Origin of the sequence: Solimonas sp. SE-A11 (assembly GCF_030345715.1) — a bacterium.
Lineage (GTDB): Bacteria > Pseudomonadota > Gammaproteobacteria > Nevskiales > Nevskiaceae > Solimonas_A.
On record NZ_JAUASX010000013.1, the window covers coordinates 39,412 to 56,600 of the forward strand.

The window sequence follows — 17,189 nt, forward strand, 5'->3', positions numbered from 1 at the left end:
TTGAGGGTTGTATCGAGATGCGAAACAAAACTTTCATTGTCGGGGCGCTGGCGGTCATCGTTGCCGCCGCGGCATTCTTCGCGCTGGGCGGCCCGGCGCTGCTCAAGGGCGAGAGGCGCTCGCAGATCGCGGCGGCTGCCGCCAATGGCGACTGGTTGATCGGTGGGCATGACGCGGGCCAAACCTATTCGTCGCCGCTGAAGAAGATCAACGCGGACAACGTCGGCCAGCTGGGCTTTGCCTGGAGCTATGATCTCAACACCACACACGGCCAGTCCTCGACCCCGGTGGTGGTGGACGGCGTGATGTACGTGAGCGCGCCCTGGGGCTTCGTGCATGCCCTGGATGCCCGCAGCGGCAAGGCGCTGTGGTCGTTCGACCCGAAGGTGGACAGCGCGATCACCAGCAAGGTCTGCTGCGGCATCACCAACCGCGGCCTGTCCTTCCACAAGGGCCGGGTATTCGTCGCCTCGATCGACGGCCGCTTGATCGCGCTGGATGCCAGGACCGGCAAGATGGCCTGGGAAGTGGACACGATCATCGACCACGAGCGCGGCTACACGATCACCGGTTCCACCTACATCGCGGGGGACCTGGTGGTGATCGGCAATTCCGGCGCCGAGCTGGATGCGCGCGGCTACGTGACCGCCTACGACACGCAGAGCGGCGAGCAGCGCTGGCGCTTCTTCACGGTGCCCAAGAACACTACGGGCCCGTTCGAGAACCCGGAACTGGAGATGGCTGCCAAGACCTGGGACCCGAACTCGTTCTGGGAGGTGGGCTTGGGCGGCACGGCCTGGGATGGCATGGCCTACGACGCGGAGTTGGGCCTGCTCTACGTCGGCGTGGGCAACTCCGCGCTGTATCCGCGCAAGCTGCGCAGCCCCTCGGGCGGCGACAACCTGTTCGTGTCCACGATCCTGGCGCTGCATGCCGACACCGGCCGGCTGGCCTGGCACTACCAGACCACGCCGGGCGACCAGTGGGACTACACCGCTACGCAGAAGATGATCCTGGCAGACCTGGAGATCGACGGCCGCCAGCGCCAGGTGCTGATGCAGGCGCCGAAGAACGGCTTCTTCTATGTGCTGGACCGCGCGACCGGCGAGCTGCTGTCCGCCGAGCCCTATGTGCCGGTCACCTGGGCCTCGCACGTGGACATGAAGACAGGGCGCCCGGTGGAGACGGGTCAGGCCAGCTACTCGGAGGAGCCGCGGCTGGTGTTCCCGGGGCCTTCCGGGGGGCACAACTGGCATCCGATGGCCTTCAATGCGCAGACGCAACTGGTCTACATCCCTGCCATCGAGTTTCCTGCCATCTACTGGATTCCCAAGGAGCCGTTCAAGTACCAGAAGGGCGGCGTGAACCTGGGGGCGCTGTACACCTTCCCGATCGACAAGTCGGTTGACTGGGGCCCTTACGCGGAGGGAATGCCGAGTCTCGAAGAGCTGTCCAAGGGGCAGCCTGATACGACGATCCGTGGCTACCTGCGTGCCTGGGATCCGGTCGCCCACAAAGTGGCCTGGCAGGTGGAGACTTCCGAGCAGTGGGCCGGGCAGATGAATGCCATCTGGAATGGCGGCGGCGTGATGACGACGGCCGGCGACCTGGTGTTCCAGGGCCGTTCCACCGGCTACCTCCATGCTTACCGTGCCTCCACGGGTGAACAGCTCGCGAAGGTCAACCTCGGCGTGAGCATCATGGCAGCGCCGATGACCTATGAGCTGGACGGCGAGCAGTACGTCGCCGTGATGGCGGGCTTCGGCGGCGCCCTCGGTGGCACGCATCCCGAGGGCACGGCGGCCTATCGCTACGGCAACGCCGGCAAGCTGATCGTGCTGCGCCTGGGTGGCGGCGCCGTGCCGCTGCCGGCCGAGATCAAGCGGGATGCGAAGTTCGCCAAGCCGCCGGCCGAACGCCAGGGCACGGCGGAAACGGTGGCCCTGGGCAAGGAACTGTTCATGCGCCACTGCAGCATCTGCCACAAGAACAACAGCGCCGGTGGCACGGTGCCGGACCTGCGGCGCATCAATGCCAAGACCTACGGCGAGTTCGAGGACATCGTGCTCGGCGGCATCCGTGCCACGCGCGGCATGGGTTCCTTCAAGGGCCAGCTGACGGCGCCGGAGGTGGAGGCCATCCGCACCTCCATCATTCATGACGCCTGGCAGGCCTACGAGAGCGAGCAGGGCCCGGTGGGCTCCGAGTCGCACAAGCCCAACACCCCGGAAGCCGACAAGGCAGGAGCCCAGAAGTGACGATCAAGACCAAAGGGATGAAGGCGGTCCTATTCGCCGCGGCCATGGCGGCGATGCCCGCGCAGGCGGCCGAGAAGGGCGGCGACAGCGCGCTGCGCGATGCCGAACGCATGATTGCGCGTTGCCTGGATTACGTGGCGGCGCAGAAACTCACGCCGTTCAGCGTCGGCGTTATCGACGTCTCCGGCACGCTGGTGGCCTTCAAGCGCCAGGACGGCGCCTCGGCCGCCACGGCGGAAGCCGCGCTGCTGAAGGCGCGGACCGCCCTGCGCCTGAACGCGCCCACGGAGGTGCTGGGGGCGGTGGCCGCGGCGGACGCGCCGACGCGGGATGCCTTCCTGGTCATGCAGATGACGTCGCTGCCGGGCGGCATGCCGCTGGCCGACGACCAAGGCCGCGCCGTGGGCGCCGTGGGCGTCTCCGGCGGCACGGCCGAGCAGGATGCCGAGTGCGCCCGCCGCGCCGCTGCGCCGGCTCCGGCCAAGTCGAAGTAGCGCCTCATCGCCGGGCCGCTCAGGCGCGGCGCTCCACGCTTTTCGGGGGAGGCGGTCCCGCGGTTTCGCGGGATCGCCGCCGGTGTTTTGTCCCGGCCTGCGGCAGCCCCTTTACGTGCAAAAAGCCTGTTGGCGCCTCGCTGCAATCCTCGTGCCCCGGGGCATAAGAAAATCTTATGTTCAGAATTAGAAGTATTAGATTCGCGTGAATCCGGACATCGTGTAGTTTCGATCCTGGCTCGCGATTCCTGGTACGGCGCAGCGGGCGGAAGGGGTCTTCCCGGGGCAAGGTGGCAACGGTGCTTCGGGATGGGATTGATCATCTGGACATGCATTCGATATGAGCAAACTGACGTTCGCTGGCACTCCCTGGGTACTTCCGTTCCGCCGGAGCGCGCTGTGCCTGGCCCTGTGGGCCTGCTTCGCTTCGGTGGCCAACGCGCAGGAGCCTGCCGCCGGAGCAACGGCGGCCCCGGCTGCCGCGGAGGGCGATGCGGACGTCGACGCGGCGCTCGATGAACTGCTGGGCAGCGACTTCGACAGCCCAGCGCAGGACGCGGCGCCTGCGGCATCCGCCACCAGCGATGAGCCTGCCGCCCCGCAGCAAGCGGCGCAGCCGGCGCCAGCCAATGCCGTAGCGCAGGATCCCGCGAAGGATTCCTTCGAGGAACTCGACACGATCCCGGTGCTGGCGCGCGAGCCGCAGGTTCCGCAACCCCTTGCTGAACAGCCTCACCGTGCCCAGATCGAGGAGATCGTGGTCACGGCCACCAAGCGCGAGCAGTCGGTGCGCGAGATCCCCGTCACCATCAACGTGTTGAGTGGCGACAAGCTGGCCGCGCAGGGTGCCCGTGAGTTGCAGGACTTCGTCGATCAGGTGCCGGGCCTGCAGATGCAGGACGTGGCGGTGACCAGCGCGCGCAAGGTCGTGATCCGCGGCATCGCCCCCGACAACACCACGAACCAGACCGTGGGCACCGTGCTGGGCGACGTTCCGCTGGGCGATCCCATTGGCAATGCCACGGTCATCGATCCAGACACCTTCGATCTCAAGACCGTCGAAGTGCTGAAGGGGCCGCAGGGCACCCTGTTCGGAGCCTCGTCCCTGGCCGGCATCATCCGCTACGTGCCGAACGGACCGACGCTGGGGGCCTGGGAGGGCAAGGCCTTTGTCGAGTGGACGTCGATCAAGGATGGCGGTTCCACCCCCACCTTCGGCGGCGCGATCAACATGCCGGTAGGCGAGACGCTGGCATTCCGCTTGGCTGGCATCAGCGACCATCGTCCGGGCGTGATCGACATCGACAACCCGCGCCGGCAGGAAAAGGATGCTGACGACGCACGCAAGTGGGCCGGCCGCGCGATGCTGCGTTGGGAACCGAGCGACGAACTGAGCATCAATGCCTGGTACATGGCCCAGGAGCGGCGTGCCGACGAGGCCTTCTTCGTGACCAACTTCGAGGCCGACTACACGCGATACGACTCTCCGGAGTCTTCGCCCACGCGCCGTTACTTCGATCTGACGACGTTGGACGTGCGCTACCGCTTCGACTGGGCGACGCTGGTCTCCCTGACGGCACTCCAGAACAAGGAGAACGAGTTCGACTCCGACACCTCCTACGCGCTGGTCGCTCCAGCCGGCGAACTCGGCATCGCCGTGGGAAGAAGCAAGCGCATCGCCGACGCCACGGGCTTCATGCAGGAGCTCCGGTTGGTCTCCGAGGGTGACGGCCCCTGGACCTGGCAGGCCGGTGCATTCTTCAGCAGCTTCGAGGCGGACATCTACTCGGACATCTACGTTCCCCGGACACGACTGCCGGGGCTGAATCTGCTGCCGGAAGTCCTCCGCAACGCCATCTTCACCGAGCGTGGCCTATCGTTGGGCAACTCCCACCTCAGCCCGCTGGACGCGGAGGAAACCGCCTTGTTCGGCGAAGTCACGCGGGCCCTGGGCCCCGTGGATGTGACGGTGGGCGGCCGTCTGTACCAGACCCAGGTCAGCGGCACCTCCAGGACAGCCGGCCTGCTGCCCTTCATCTCGAACCGCCGGTCGGAAACCATCGAGGACCTGGATGTCGAAGGGAAGGGCTTCAGCCCGAAGTTCTCTCTCGCTTGGCAGGCCACCGACGATGTGCGGGTTTACGGTACGGTGTCGCGCGGCTTCCAGTACGGCGGCGTGAACGCCATCGCCATTCCCAGCCCCACCTCCACGGCACCCAAGACCTACGAGTCCAGCGAGCTCTGGACCTATGAGGCAGGCATCCGTACCAACTGGCTTGACGGCAGCCTGCACGCCGATCTGACTGCGTTCTACCAGCAGTGGAGCAATGCACAGGTCTCGCAGATCGCTCCTCCGGCCGAAGCCTACGTCGATAATGTGGGCGAGGTCGAGGTCGCCGGACTCGAAATGGCGATCCAGTACCTCACTCCAATCGAGGGCCTGTCGCTGGATCTCAATGGGAGTTACCTCGAGTCCAAGACGGCCGTCGTTTTCGAAGATAGCGAGGGCAACGACATTCCTGAAGGAACGACGATGCCGAACGCACCGCGCATCCAGGCGGCGGCGGGAATCAACTACTCGCGGGTCTTCGGGGCTTCCTGGGCCACGAACACCGGTCTGCAGTACTCCTACGCCGACAAGGCCTGGGGCAACATCGAACACACCGGCAAGCTCGATGCGCGCAATCTTCTCAACTTCAACTTCTCGGTTACCCGCAGCGACCTCGCCTTTGCCCCCAGCTTGAGCTTGATCGTGAACAACCTCACCGATCAGAGGAAGATCGTCTCCGCGACGAGGACCGAGGATCCGAACTTCATCGAGAATACTCCCGTGGGCTACACCCGCCCGCGTACCCTTATTTTGCGCATCGGTGCGGAGTTCAAATGAAAATTCCCTTCCTGAATGAATCAGCCCGCCTGCGCCCGCTGCCGTTGCTCGGCGCAGCCCTTCTCGGCCTTACGGCCTGCGCCAGTGCGCCGAAGCAGGAGACGACGAAGTACGAGGTAAGCATCACGCGCACCCAGTTCGGCATTCCCCACATCAAGGCTAACGACTTCCAGAGCCTGGGTTTCGGTGCGGCCTATACGCGCGCCCAGGACAATGTCTGCCTGCTGGCGGACACCTACATGAGTTTCGCCGGCGAGCGCTCGAAGTACTTCGGCGCCGACGGCGATGCCCTGATCGGCATCCGGCCGGCGAAGAACATCGACAACGACGTCTTCCAGCTGGCGGTGACCGACAAGGCTGCGCTGCGTGCGGCTTTCCAGAAGGCCTCGCCGGACTACCGGGCACTGGTGGATGGCTGGGTTGCGGGCTACAACCGCTATCTACGCGATCATCGTGACAGCCTGCCGGCGGCCTGCGCCGGCAAGCCCTGGGTCCGCGAGATCACGCAGGACGACGTGCTGGTTTCCTTCAACACCTTCTCGATCCTGTCTTCTTCGGCCCTGTTCGCCAGGCAGATCGCGACCGCGGCGCCTCCGGGCGCGACGGCACGCCAGGACGCGGGTGCCGCGCTCGCCACGGCGGAAGCGTTCGACGGCATGCCGCTGGGCAGCAATGGCTGGGCCTTCGGCGGTGAAGCGACGGCCAACGGCAAGGGCCTGGTCCTGGCCAATCCGCACTTCCCCTGGATCGGCCCCGCGCGCTTCTACGAAGTGCACCTGACCATTCCCGGCAAGTTCGACGTGGCCGGCGCGGCGATCATGACCCTGCCTTTCGTGGGCATCGGCTTCAACAAGGACGTCGCCTGGACCCATACGTCGGACATGGCGGCGCACATGACGCTGTTCCAGCTCACGCTGGATCCGCAGGATCCGACCGCCTACATCGTGGACGGCAAGCGTGAGGCGATGAGCCGCCGCGACATCCAGGTGCAGGACAAGGATGGCCGGACCATCGCCCGGACGATCTACGCCAGCCGCCATGGCCTGCTGATCTCGGTGCCGGGGACGGAGTTCGAATGGACGCGGCAGAAGGCTTACGCGGTGGTCGATGCCAACGCGAACAACCTGCGCAGCGGTGACACCTACCTGGACATGGCCCGCGCCAGCAGCGTGCAGGATATTCGCCAGACGCTAGGTCGCACGCTGGGCGTGCCGGCCTTCAACACGCTGGCGGCGGATCGCAACGGTGACGCGCTCTACGCCGACATCACCCCGGTGCCGAACGTGCCGGGGGATCTCTTCGCCAGCTGCGGCACTGTCCATGATCGCCTGCCGGGCCACCTGCAGGATATCTATTTACTCGATGGCAGCCGGGCGGCCTGCGATTGGGCGGAGTCGCCTGGCAACGTGGAGCCCAACCTCCTGCCGGCCTCGCTGCAGGCCGCGCTGGTCCGCCGCGACTACGTGCAGAACAGCAACGACAGCTATCGCTACTCCAACCCGGCCGAGCCTTTGCAGCTGAGCCCCATCATGGGCCGCGAGCCCGGCCTGGGCCGCCTGCGTACGCGCTCCGGCGTCGAGGAGATCGGCCGCGTGCTGAAGGGCGGTCGCTTCGATATCGACCTGGCCGCCGAGACGATGCTCGGCAACAAATTCTTCGCGGCCGGGCTGGCGCTGCCGACGCTGCTGGACCTCTGCAAGCGCAAGAAGGCGCCCACCGAGGCTTGCGCGGCGCTGGCGAAGTGGGATGGCAAGGCCGAACTCGACAGCCGCGGTGCGATGCTGTTCTCGCTGTTCTGGCCCAAGGTCGAGAACCGCCCCGACGTCTGGAAGGTCGCCTACGACGCCAACGACCCCCTCAACACCCCGAGAGGTTTTGCCGCGGCGGGCAAGGCTGCCGACGAGGTACTCGCCGAGTTGGCCGCTGCCGCGGAAAGCATGAAGAAGATGGGCTTCGCGCCGGACGCCAGGCTGGGAGACGTCCAGTTCGCCTTGCGTGGTGAGGAACGCATTCCTATCTCCGGCTCCTCGACCGGCGGTGTCCTCAACTACGCCAAGGGCATGCCGACGCCCAAGGGCTACGTCCTGATGCACGGCGCCAGCTACATGCAGGCGGTGACCTTCGACGACCAGGGCCCGGTGGCCAAGGCCATCCTCAGTTACTCGCAGTCCACCGATCCGGCGTCGCCTCACTACGCCGACCAGACGCGCGAATTCTCGAAGAAGAAGCTGCACCGCTACCCGTTCTCCGCCGAGGAGATCGCCGCGGACGCTATCGCCGAGCCGGTGACGCTGCGGCAGTAGGCCGCGCAGGCTGCATCCCAGATAACCAATGAATTGCGGCGGGTGACGCCGCTGTACTCGATACGAGGTCCGCTGTGCTCAAACTTCAGAACGTCTGCCACACCTATCCCAACGGCTTCCGCGCGCTGGATGGCGTCACGCTGGATATCCCATTGGGCATGTTCGGCCTGTTGGGCCCCAATGGCGCCGGCAAGTCTTCCCTGATGCGCTCCATCGCCACGCTGCAGGTCCCGACCTCCGGCTCCATCCAGTTCGGCGAGATCGACGTGCTGGCCGATCCCGAGGCGTTGCGCCGGACCCTTGGCTACCTGCCGCAGGACTTTGGCGTCTATCCGCGAGTGACGGCCTACGAACTGCTGAACCATATCGCGGTACTGAAAGGTTACGCCGCCCGCGGCGAGCGGCGCGACGTGGTGGAGGCGCTCCTGACCAAGGTGAACCTCTGGAACTTCCGCGACAAGGCCGTGGCCGGCTTTTCCGGCGGCATGCGTCAGCGCTGGGGCATCGCCCAGGCGCTGATGGGAGACCCGCGCCTGGTGATCGTGGACGAGCCGACGGCCGGCCTGGACCCCGAGGAGAGCAACCGCTTCCTGAACCTGCTGGCGGAGATCGCGGAGAACGTCGTCGTGATCCTCTCCACGCACATCGTCGAGGACATCTCCAAGCTCTGCCAGAACACCGCGATGCTGATGGGCGGCAAGATCGTCAAGCAGGGCACCCCGCAGGAGCTCGTGGAGCAGGTGCGCGGCCGTGTCTGGCGCAAGACCATCGGCAAGGACGAGCTCGAGGCGCACCGCGATGCCTATAACGTGATCGCGACCCGGTTGTACGGCGGCCGCACCTACATCCACGTACTGGCGGACAGCAATCCGGGCGAGGGCTTCACTGCTGCGGAGGGCAGTCTCGAGGACGCCTACTTCTCGACCCTGATCAGCGGGCGCCGCGCCGCCTGAGATGCCGACATGCTAAGCCACGTTGCTCGATTCGAGCTGCGGTACCAAGCGACCTCGGCGATCTTCTGGATCACCAGTCTGATCTTCTTTGCGCTGACCTTCTGGTTCGTCGCCTCTGACAGCCTGCGAGTCGGCTGGGGCGGATATGTCTTCCGCAACTCGCCGTACACGATCGCCCTGAACAGCATGATCATGGCGCTGTTCGGAATCTTCATCGTCACCTCGTTCGTCTCCAACGTGATCCTGCGCGATGACGAGACCCGCTTCGGCCAGATCATCCGGGTGACCGGCCTGACGCCGTTCGATTACCTGTTCGGACGGTTCCTGGGCGCCTTTGGTGCCAGCGCACTGGTTTTCCTGAGCGTGCCCCTGGGCGCGATAGCCGCGTCGGCGCTACCGAGCCTCGATCCGGCGACGGTGGGGCCGTTCAATCTCGGTGCCTACGTGCACGCGTACTTCATGCTGTGCCTGCCCACCCTGTTCATCCTGGGAGCCTGCCTCTTTGCCGTAGCCACGACGACGCGTTCGATGCTGGCACCGTATGTCGCGGCGCTGGTGGCGGTCATGGCTTATCTGCTGTCTTCGCAATACATCAACCAGGCCGGGGTCAAGGAATGGGCCGCATTGTTCGATCCGTTCGGCCTTGCGGCCTTCAAGCTCGCCACCGAGTACTGGACACCTAGCGAGCGCAACTCCCAGCTCGCGCCGTTCTCGGGCTCGATGCTGGTGAACCGCGCGCTGTGGCTCTCCATCGCACTGGCGGCACTGGCCTGGACCTGGCGCAGCTTCCTGCGCGAGGCCAGCGGGCAGGGCAAGCCGGCGAAGGTCGCCGCGGAGCCGACGGCTCCGGAGGTCGCACGGGCCTCGCCGCCCTCGTTGCAGGGGCCGGCTTCGCGTTCGCTCGGCTGGTCGGCACTGGCAGCCCTGACCCGCTTCGACGTACTGAGCGTGGTGCGCAATCCATCCTTCGTGATCCTGCTCGCGATGGCGATCTCCAACTCCATCATCGGCCTGTGGTATGCCGGCGACAACTTCGGCATCAACACCCTGCCTGTGACGCGCATCATGATCAATGCGCTGATCGCAGAGTTTCCGATGATTGCTCTGATCATCGCCGCCTATTACGCCGGCGAACTGGTTTGGCGCGACCGCGAGCGCCGTATCGAGCAGATCATCGATGCAACGCCTGCTCCCGACTGGGTGTTTGTGCTGCCGAAGATCATCGCCATCGCGCTCGTGCTCGTCGCCATGGTCACGATCAGTGCGTTCACTGCGATCGCCGTCCAGCTGCTCAAGGGGCATTACCAGCTCGAGCTCTCCAAGTACCTGGTGTGGTACCTGCTGCCCTGGCTGATCACCATGGTGCAGTATGCGGTGCTGGTGGTGTTCATCCAGCTGCTGGTGCCGAACAAGTACGGCGGCCTGCTGGTCACGGTGCTGATCGTCGCCGCCCAGATCGCCTTCCCCAAGCTTGGCTGGGAAAATCACCTGTACCAGTATGCCAGCACCTCGCCCGTGCCGCTCACCGATATGAACGGACAGGGTGAGTACGCAAAGTACGCGGCCTGGTTCCGCGCGTACTGGACGGCCGTGGCGCTGCTGTTAGTGGTGCTGTCCTACGCCTTGTGGCGGCGTGGCTCGTCCTCGCCCCTCAAGCAGCGGCTCAAGCGCCTGCCTTCGCAGTTGCGCGGAGCGCCTGGCTGGGTCCTGGCCGTCGCTGTGCTAGCCATGCTGGGCACCGGCGGGTTCGTGCACTACAACACGCATGTTCTTAACGCGTGGCGCACGGGTATCGACAGCTCCAACTGGTCGGCAGAGTTCGAGCGGCAACTCTTCAAGTACAAGGCCCTCACGCCTCCGCGCATCACGGATGTGAAGCTGGACATCGATCTGTTCACCGAGGTGCCCAGGGCGGTCATCCGCGGCAGCTATGTCGTGCAGAACAAGAGCGACAAGCCGATCAGCGACGTGCCGGTGTTCTGGGCTCGCCAGCTCGAGAAGGGGACCTGGCTGGGTACGGACGCCGTCGCCGACCTGAAGCTCAAGTCCTTCGAGCTGGAAGGTGCGCGCATGGTCAAGGAGATCCCGGACCTGCACTTCCGGATCTACCGCTTCGACATGCCGCTGCAGCCGGGACAGACGGCGATGGTGCGGTTCGAGGCGGTGCGTGAGCAGATCGGATTCCGTAACAACAACAACGAGAACCGCATCGTCGAGAACGGCAGCTTCCTGAACAACTGGGAGATCACGCCGGTATTCGGCGTGCACAACATCTACGCGTTGCAGGACCGGACCGACCGACGCAAGCATGGCCTGCCGGACGAACTGCGTCCGCCGAAGCTGGATGAGCATGGCGATCGTCGCAACAGCTACTTCCGGCCGGATAGCGACTGGGTCAACGCCGAGCTGACGATCTCCGCTCCCAAGGACCAGACCGTGGTGGCCCCTGGCTCCCGAGTGGACTCGCGGGTCGAGGGAGAGCGGCGCATCACGCGCTTCAAGACCACGAGCCCGATCCATCATTTTTTCACCGTCCTTTCGGCCCGCTACGAGCTACGCCAGGAGCAGTGGAACGACGTGTCCCTGGAGGTGTACTACCACCCGCCGCATGCCTACAACGTCGAGAAGATGCTGACGGTGATGAGGGAGTCGCTCGACTACTACACCAAGCACTTCAGCCCGTATCAGTTCGGCGAGCTCCGCATCGTGGAGTTCCCGGCCTACCGCAACTTCGCCCAGGCCTACCCGGGAACCGTGGCCTACTCGGAGGCTGCCGGCTTCCTGCTGGCCCCCCCGCGCCCGGACCGGCATGACGGCCTGACCTACGTGACCGCCCACGAGATCGGACACCAGTGGTGGGCGCACCAGGTGATCGGTGCGGACATGCAGGGCCAGACAGTGTTGACGGAAACACTGGCCCAATACTCGGCGCTCATGGTGATGGAGCGCATGTACGGCAAGAACGAGATCCGCCGCTTCCTCAAGTACTCGCTCGACGCCTACCTGCGTGCGCGCGGCACCGACACGATCGGGGAGGTACCGCTGCGGGAGGTCGAGGAGCAGGCACACATCCGCTACCTCAAGGGCGGAATGGTCATGTACCTGCTCAAGGACCGGATGGGCGAGGACGCGGTCAATCGCGCGCTGCGCTCGATGGTCCACGACTATGCGTACAAGACGCCTTATCCGACCTCGCTTGACCTGATCAAGCGGCTCCGCGCAGAGGCTGGCCCCGAGCACCAGCAGCTGATCACCGACCTGTTCGAGAAGATCACGATGTACGACGTCCGCGTCGTCGAGGCTCGCAGTAGCCGCCTGACCGATGGTCGCTGGAGCGTGGATCTCGTCCTGGACGCCAGCAAGCGCTATGCCGATGAGAAGGGCAACGAGCATGAGGCCCCGCTAGATGAGGTGTTCGACATCGGCGTGTTCACGGCCGAGCCCGGAAAGCACGACTTCACCACCGACAGCGTGCTGAGCATGCGGCCGGAACGTCTGCGCAGCGGCCGCCAGACGGTCACCGTGGTCGTCGACAAGGAGCCCAAGTACGTCGGCGTGGATCCCTACAACAAGTACGTCGACGGCAACTCGGACGACAACGTCCTGGCCCTGACTGCCCGCTAACCGCCGTCCGCATCAACAGACAACCCGCGGGCAGCCTAGCCGCTGCCCGCGGCTCAACAGACAAGCTTCATCGAAAGAACAACGAAGAACCCAGCCATGACCAATCCTCTGCTCGCCCGAGCCGCCAAATCCGTGTTCCGCTACGGCGGCACCTTCGCCGACTTCGTCCCGGTCCGGGGCGAGGGCTCGTTCCTCTATGACGCCTCCGGGCGCCGCGTGCTCGACTTCACCTCGGGCCAGATGAGCGCGATCCTCGGCCACAGCCATCCGGAGATCACCGAGACGGTGAGCCACTGGGTGGGCAAGCTGGCGCACATCCACAGCAGCATGATGTCGGAGCCGGTGGTGGAACTGTCCGAGGCCCTGGCCGCCCTGGCACCGCCGGGCCTGGACCGCGTGATGCTGCTGAGCACCGGCGCGGAGTCCAACGAGGCCGCGCTGAAGATGGCGCGCATGGCCACCCGCGGCTACGAGGTGGTCGGCTTCGGCCAGTCCTGGCACGGCATGACCGGCGGCGCGGCGGCCAGCACCTACTCCGCGGGCCGCAAGGGCTATGGCCCGATGAGCGTCGGCGGCATGGCGATCATGGCGCCCAACGCCTATCGCCCGACCTTCCTGAAGAGCGGCAAGCATGACTGGCAGGCCGAGCTGGACTACGGCTTCGAGCTGGTCGACCGCCAGTCCACCGGCGCGCTGGCCGCCTTCATCGCCGAGCCCATCCTGAGCTCCGGTGGCATCCTGGAGCTGCCCGAGGGTTATCTCGCGGCGCTGCAGGCCAAGTGCCGCGAGCGCGGCATGATGCTGGTGCTAGACGAAGCCCAGACCGGCATGGGCCGCACCGGCAGCACCTTCGCCTTCGAGCGCGACGGCGTGGTGCCGGACATCCTGACCTTGTCCAAGACCCTGGGCGCCGGACTGCCGCTGGCGGCGGTGCTGGCCTCCGAGGCGACCGAGGCGCTGTGCCACGAGCGCGGCTTCCTGTTCTACACCACCCATGTCTCCGACCCGCTGCCGGCCGCCGTCGGCTTGGCCGTGCTCAAGGCGCTGGCGCGCGACAAGCTGGCCGAGCGCGCCCGCGTGGCGGGTGACCGCCTCAAGGCGGGCCTGGAAGCGATCATGGCCGAGTTCGACTGCGTGGGCGACGTGCGCGGCCGCGGCCTGATGCTGGGCATGGAGATCGTGCGCGACAAGGACTCCAAGGCGGCGGCGCCGGAGCTGGGCTCGCTGATCACCGACCGCGCCATGGAGCTGGGCCTGTCGATGAACATCGTCAACCTGCGCGGTATGGGCGGCGTGTTCCGCATCGCTCCGCCGCTGACGATCTCGGACGACGAGATCGACCTGGGCCTGTCGATCCTGCGCGACGCCATCAAGGCAGCGACCCTGCGCAAGGCGGCCTGAACCATGCTCATCGGCACGCCCAAGGAAATCAAGAATCACGAGTACCGCGTGGGCCTGACGCCCGCCGGCGTGCGCGAGCTCACCAGCCGCGGCCACCAGGTGATGATCGAGGCGGGGGCGGGCCTGGGCATCGGCATCCCCGACGAGGCCTACCGCAACGCGGGCGCCGAGCTGGTGGCCACCGCCGGCGAGGTATTCCGCCGCGCCGAGATGATCGTGAAGGTCAAGGAACCGCAGCCGGGCGAGTGCGCCATGCTGCGCGAGGGCCAGGTGCTGTTCACCTACCTGCACCTGGCGCCGGATCCGGCGCAGACGCGGGCGTTGGTGGATTCCGGCTGCATCGCGATCGCCTACGAGACGGTGACCGATGGCCGCGGCGGCCTGCCGCTGCTGGCGCCCATGAGCGAAGTGGCGGGGCGCATGTCGATCCAGGCCGGCGCGCATGCCATCGAGAAGGCGCAGGGCGGCAACGGCGTGCTGCTGGGCGGCGTGCCCGGCGTGGCGCCGGCCGACGTGCTGATCATCGGTGGCGGCGTGGTGGGCTACAACGCCGCGCGCATCGCCGTGGGCATGGGCGCCGACGTGACCATCCTGGACCGCTCCATCGCCCGACTGAACTGGCTGGACAGCAGCTTCGACGGACGCCTGAAGACGCTGTACTCCACCGCCGACGCGCTGGAAGCCTGCGTGACCAAGGCCGACCTGGTGATCGGCGCCGTGCTGGTGCCGGGCGCCACCGCGCCCAAGCTGGTGACGCGCAAGATGCTCAAGACCATGAAGCCGGGCGCGGTGATCGTGGACGTGGCCATCGACCAGGGCGGCTGTTTCGAGACCTCCAAGCCGACCACGCACCAGCAGCCGACCTACACCGTGGACGGCATCGTGCATTACTGCGTGGCGAACATGCCGGGCGGTGTGGCGCGGACCTCCACCTTCGCGCTGACCAACGCCACCCTGCCCTATGTCATTGCCCTGGCCGACAAGGGCTACCGGGCAGCGGCGCTGGCCGACAGCAACCTGCGCGAAGGCCTCAACATCCATCTCGGCAAGGTCACCTACAAGGCCGTGGCGGATGCGCTCGCCTACGACTACTGCCCGGTGAACGACGTGCTCGGTGCGGTGCCGGCGACGCGGCTCGGCACGCACTGAATCCGGCGACGGCCCTAGGGACCCAAGGACATCCACGATGAACATGATTTTCCTGGGGGCTGTCTGCCTCGGCCTGCTCGCCGGCTGCGCTGGCACCGGATCGCAGCCGGCGGGCCCGGCCGGATCGCTCTCGAAACCGCTATCGGGTATCGACATGGCGGCCATCGATGACCAGGTGCGCCCGCAGGACGATCTCTACCGCTACACCAACGGCCGCTGGCTGGCGACCACGGACATTCCGGCGGATCGCTCCAACTATGCCAAGTACCTGCGCCAGGTCGACATCGTGGAAGGCCAACTGCGCGCCATCATCGAGGAGACGGCAGCCAAGGCCGGCAAGGCGCCCGGATCGGATGAGCAGAAGCTGGGCGACCTGTATGCCAGCTACATGGACGAGGCCCGGATCGAGGCGCTGGGCCTGAAGCCGCTGCAGGCGGAGTTCGCGGCGGTGGATGCCATCGCCCACAAGCGCGAACTGGCCCGTGTGTTCGCCCGCTTCGCGCGGATCGGCGTGCCCTCGCCGGTGTTCTACGCCATCGGCCAGGACCCCAAGCAGGCGACGCAGTACATCGCCTCCATCGGCCAGGCGGCGCCGTACTTCGGCACGCCCTCCGGCCTGGGCATGCCGGACCGCGACTACTACCTGTCGGACGATCCCAAGTTCAAGGACCTGCGGGCCCAGTACCTCGCGCACGTCGAGAAGATGCTACGCCTGGCGCAGATGCCCGACGCCGCGCAGGCGGCGCGCAACATCCTGGCGCTGGAGACCCGCATCGCGCGGATCCAGTGGACGCGCGTGGAAGACCGCGATGACGAGAAGACCTACAACAATTACGCATTCAAGGCACTCAGAGGCATCACGGCGGACTTCGACTGGCAGGCCTACCTCGACGAGGTGGGCGCCGGGAAGTCGCCGGGCCTGATCGTGCGCCAGCCCAGCTACTTCAGGGAGCTGGCGCGGCTGATGCAGCGAGAAAAGCTGGCGACCTGGCGCCAGTACCTGAAATTCCGCTTGCTGGGCAACGCGGCGCCGCTGCTGGGCAAGGCCTTCGTCGACGAGAGTTTCGCCTTCTACGGCCAGACGCTGGCCGGCACGCAGGAGAACCGCCCGCGCTGGAAGCGAGCCGTGCAGGCCAGTGAGCAGGCGCTGGGCGAGGTGCTGGGCCAGAGGTACGTGGAGCGGCACTTCCCGCCCGAAGCCAAGCAGCGGCTGACGGTCATGGTCGGCCATCTCACCCGGGCCTACGAGCAGAGCATCAAGGACCTGGACTGGATGAGTGCCGAGACCAAGGAGAAAGCGCTGGCCAAGCTGTCGCGCTTCACGCTGAAGATCGGTTACCCCAACCGCTGGAAGGACTACTCGGCGCTGTCGATCGCGCCGGACGATCTCTACGGCAACCTGGTGCGTTCCACCGAAGTGGAGTTCGAGCGCGAGCGCGCCAAGCTGGGCGCGCCGATCGACCGGGACGAGTGGCTGCTGACGCCGCAAACCTACAACGCCTACTACAACGCCAGCCTCAACGAGATCGTGTTCCCCGCGGCCTTCCTGCAGCCGCCGTTCTTCGACATGGCGGCCGACGATGCCCTGAACTACGGCGGCATCGGCGCGGTGATCGGCCATGAGATCGGCCATGGCTTCGACGACCAGGGCTCCAAGTACGACGGCGACGGCAACCTCAAGTCCTGGTGGACGGAGAAGGATCGCCGGGCCTTCGACGCACGCGCCAAGGCTCTGATCGCACAGTACGACGGCTATTGCCCGCTGGAAGGCCACTGCGTGAGCGGCGCGCTGACGGTCGGTGAGAACATCGGCGACCTCGGCGGCTTGTCGATCGCCTACCAGGCCTACCGACTCTCGTTGAAGGGCAAGGAGCCGGCGACGATCGACGGCTTCACCGGCGACCAGCGCTTCTTCTTGGGCTGGGCGCAGGCCTGGGCCCGCAAGTACCGCGAGCAGGAACTATTGAAGCGCCTGAAGACCGACGCGCACTCGCCGTCTGAGTACCGCGTCAACGGCACCGTGGTCAACGTGCCGGAGTTCTACCCGGCCTTCGGCGTGACGGCGCAGGACAAGATGTACCTGGCGCCTGATAAGCGCGTGAAGATCTGGTGAGGAATGA

9 protein-coding genes are annotated in these 17,189 nt (G+C 66.1%); all 9 read left to right on the forward strand.

All coding sequences use genetic code 11. The features are described from left to right. Positions 1–17: 17 nt before the first annotated feature. The 9 genes from QT386_RS15230 to QT386_RS15270 all read left to right on the forward strand — a co-directional run bounded on the left by QT386_RS15230 (position 18) and on the right by QT386_RS15270 (position 17,182). Positions 18–2,258, forward strand: a complete 2,241-nt coding sequence (locus QT386_RS15230) for a PQQ-dependent dehydrogenase, methanol/ethanol family (protein WP_289274610.1) — start codon at positions 18–20, stop codon at positions 2,256–2,258. Continuing rightward, positions 2,255–2,752, forward strand: coding sequence for a heme-binding protein (locus QT386_RS15235; RefSeq protein WP_289274611.1), 498 nt, complete (start codon positions 2,255–2,257; stop codon positions 2,750–2,752). The genes QT386_RS15230 and QT386_RS15235 overlap by 4 nt, the downstream gene beginning before the upstream one ends. A 340-nt stretch (positions 2,753–3,092) precedes the next feature. Beyond that, positions 3,093–5,639: a TonB-dependent receptor gene (locus tag QT386_RS15240; RefSeq protein WP_289274612.1), complete on the forward strand. Its 2,547-nt coding sequence runs from the start codon at positions 3,093–3,095 to the stop codon at positions 5,637–5,639. Continuing rightward, entirely contained in the window at positions 5,636–7,942 is a 2,307-nt protein-coding gene (locus QT386_RS15245; RefSeq protein WP_289274613.1) for a penicillin acylase family protein, read from the forward strand. Before QT386_RS15240 ends, QT386_RS15245 begins: the two co-directional genes overlap by 4 nt. A gap of 74 nt (positions 7,943–8,016) precedes the next feature. Further along, entirely contained in the window at positions 8,017–8,895 is an 879-nt protein-coding gene (locus QT386_RS15250) for an ABC transporter ATP-binding protein (RefSeq protein WP_289274614.1), read from the forward strand. Positions 8,896–8,904: 9 nt separating this feature from the next. Further along, positions 8,905–12,519, forward strand: coding sequence for a M1 family aminopeptidase (locus tag QT386_RS15255; protein ID WP_289274615.1), 3,615 nt, complete (start codon positions 8,905–8,907; stop codon positions 12,517–12,519). Positions 12,520–12,615: 96 nt separating this feature from the next. Beyond that, a complete protein-coding gene (locus QT386_RS15260; RefSeq protein ID WP_289274616.1) occupies positions 12,616–13,920 on the forward strand; it encodes an aspartate aminotransferase family protein in 1,305 nt (434 codons plus the stop codon). Between the two features lie 3 nt (positions 13,921–13,923). Further along, entirely contained in the window at positions 13,924–15,069 is a 1,146-nt protein-coding gene (ald, locus tag QT386_RS15265) for an alanine dehydrogenase (protein WP_289274617.1), read from the forward strand. 37 nt (positions 15,070–15,106) lie between these two features. After that, on the forward strand, positions 15,107–17,182 hold the full coding sequence (locus QT386_RS15270) for a M13 family metallopeptidase (RefSeq protein ID WP_289274618.1): 2,076 nt from the start codon (positions 15,107–15,109) through the stop codon (positions 17,180–17,182). Positions 17,183–17,189 lie beyond the last annotated feature (7 nt).

What these genes read in the sequence shown, in the direction of transcription:
- QT386_RS15245 (WP_289274613.1), top strand. Translation starts at nt 5,636, where the DNA reads ATGAAAATTCCCTTCCTGAATGAATCAGCCCGCCTGCGCCCGCTGCCG.
- QT386_RS15255 (WP_289274615.1), top strand. Translation starts at nt 8,905, where the DNA reads ATGCTAAGCCACGTTGCTCGATTCGAGCTGCGGTACCAAGCGACCTCG.
- QT386_RS15270 (WP_289274618.1), top strand. Translation starts at nt 15,107, where the DNA reads ATGAACATGATTTTCCTGGGGGCTGTCTGCCTCGGCCTGCTCGCCGGC.
- QT386_RS15240 (WP_289274612.1), top strand. Translation starts at nt 3,093, where the DNA reads ATGAGCAAACTGACGTTCGCTGGCACTCCCTGGGTACTTCCGTTCCGC.
- QT386_RS15260 (WP_289274616.1), top strand. Translation starts at nt 12,616, where the DNA reads ATGACCAATCCTCTGCTCGCCCGAGCCGCCAAATCCGTGTTCCGCTAC.
- QT386_RS15230 (WP_289274610.1), top strand. Translation starts at nt 18, where the DNA reads ATGCGAAACAAAACTTTCATTGTCGGGGCGCTGGCGGTCATCGTTGCC.
- ald (WP_289274617.1), top strand. Translation starts at nt 13,924, where the DNA reads ATGCTCATCGGCACGCCCAAGGAAATCAAGAATCACGAGTACCGCGTG.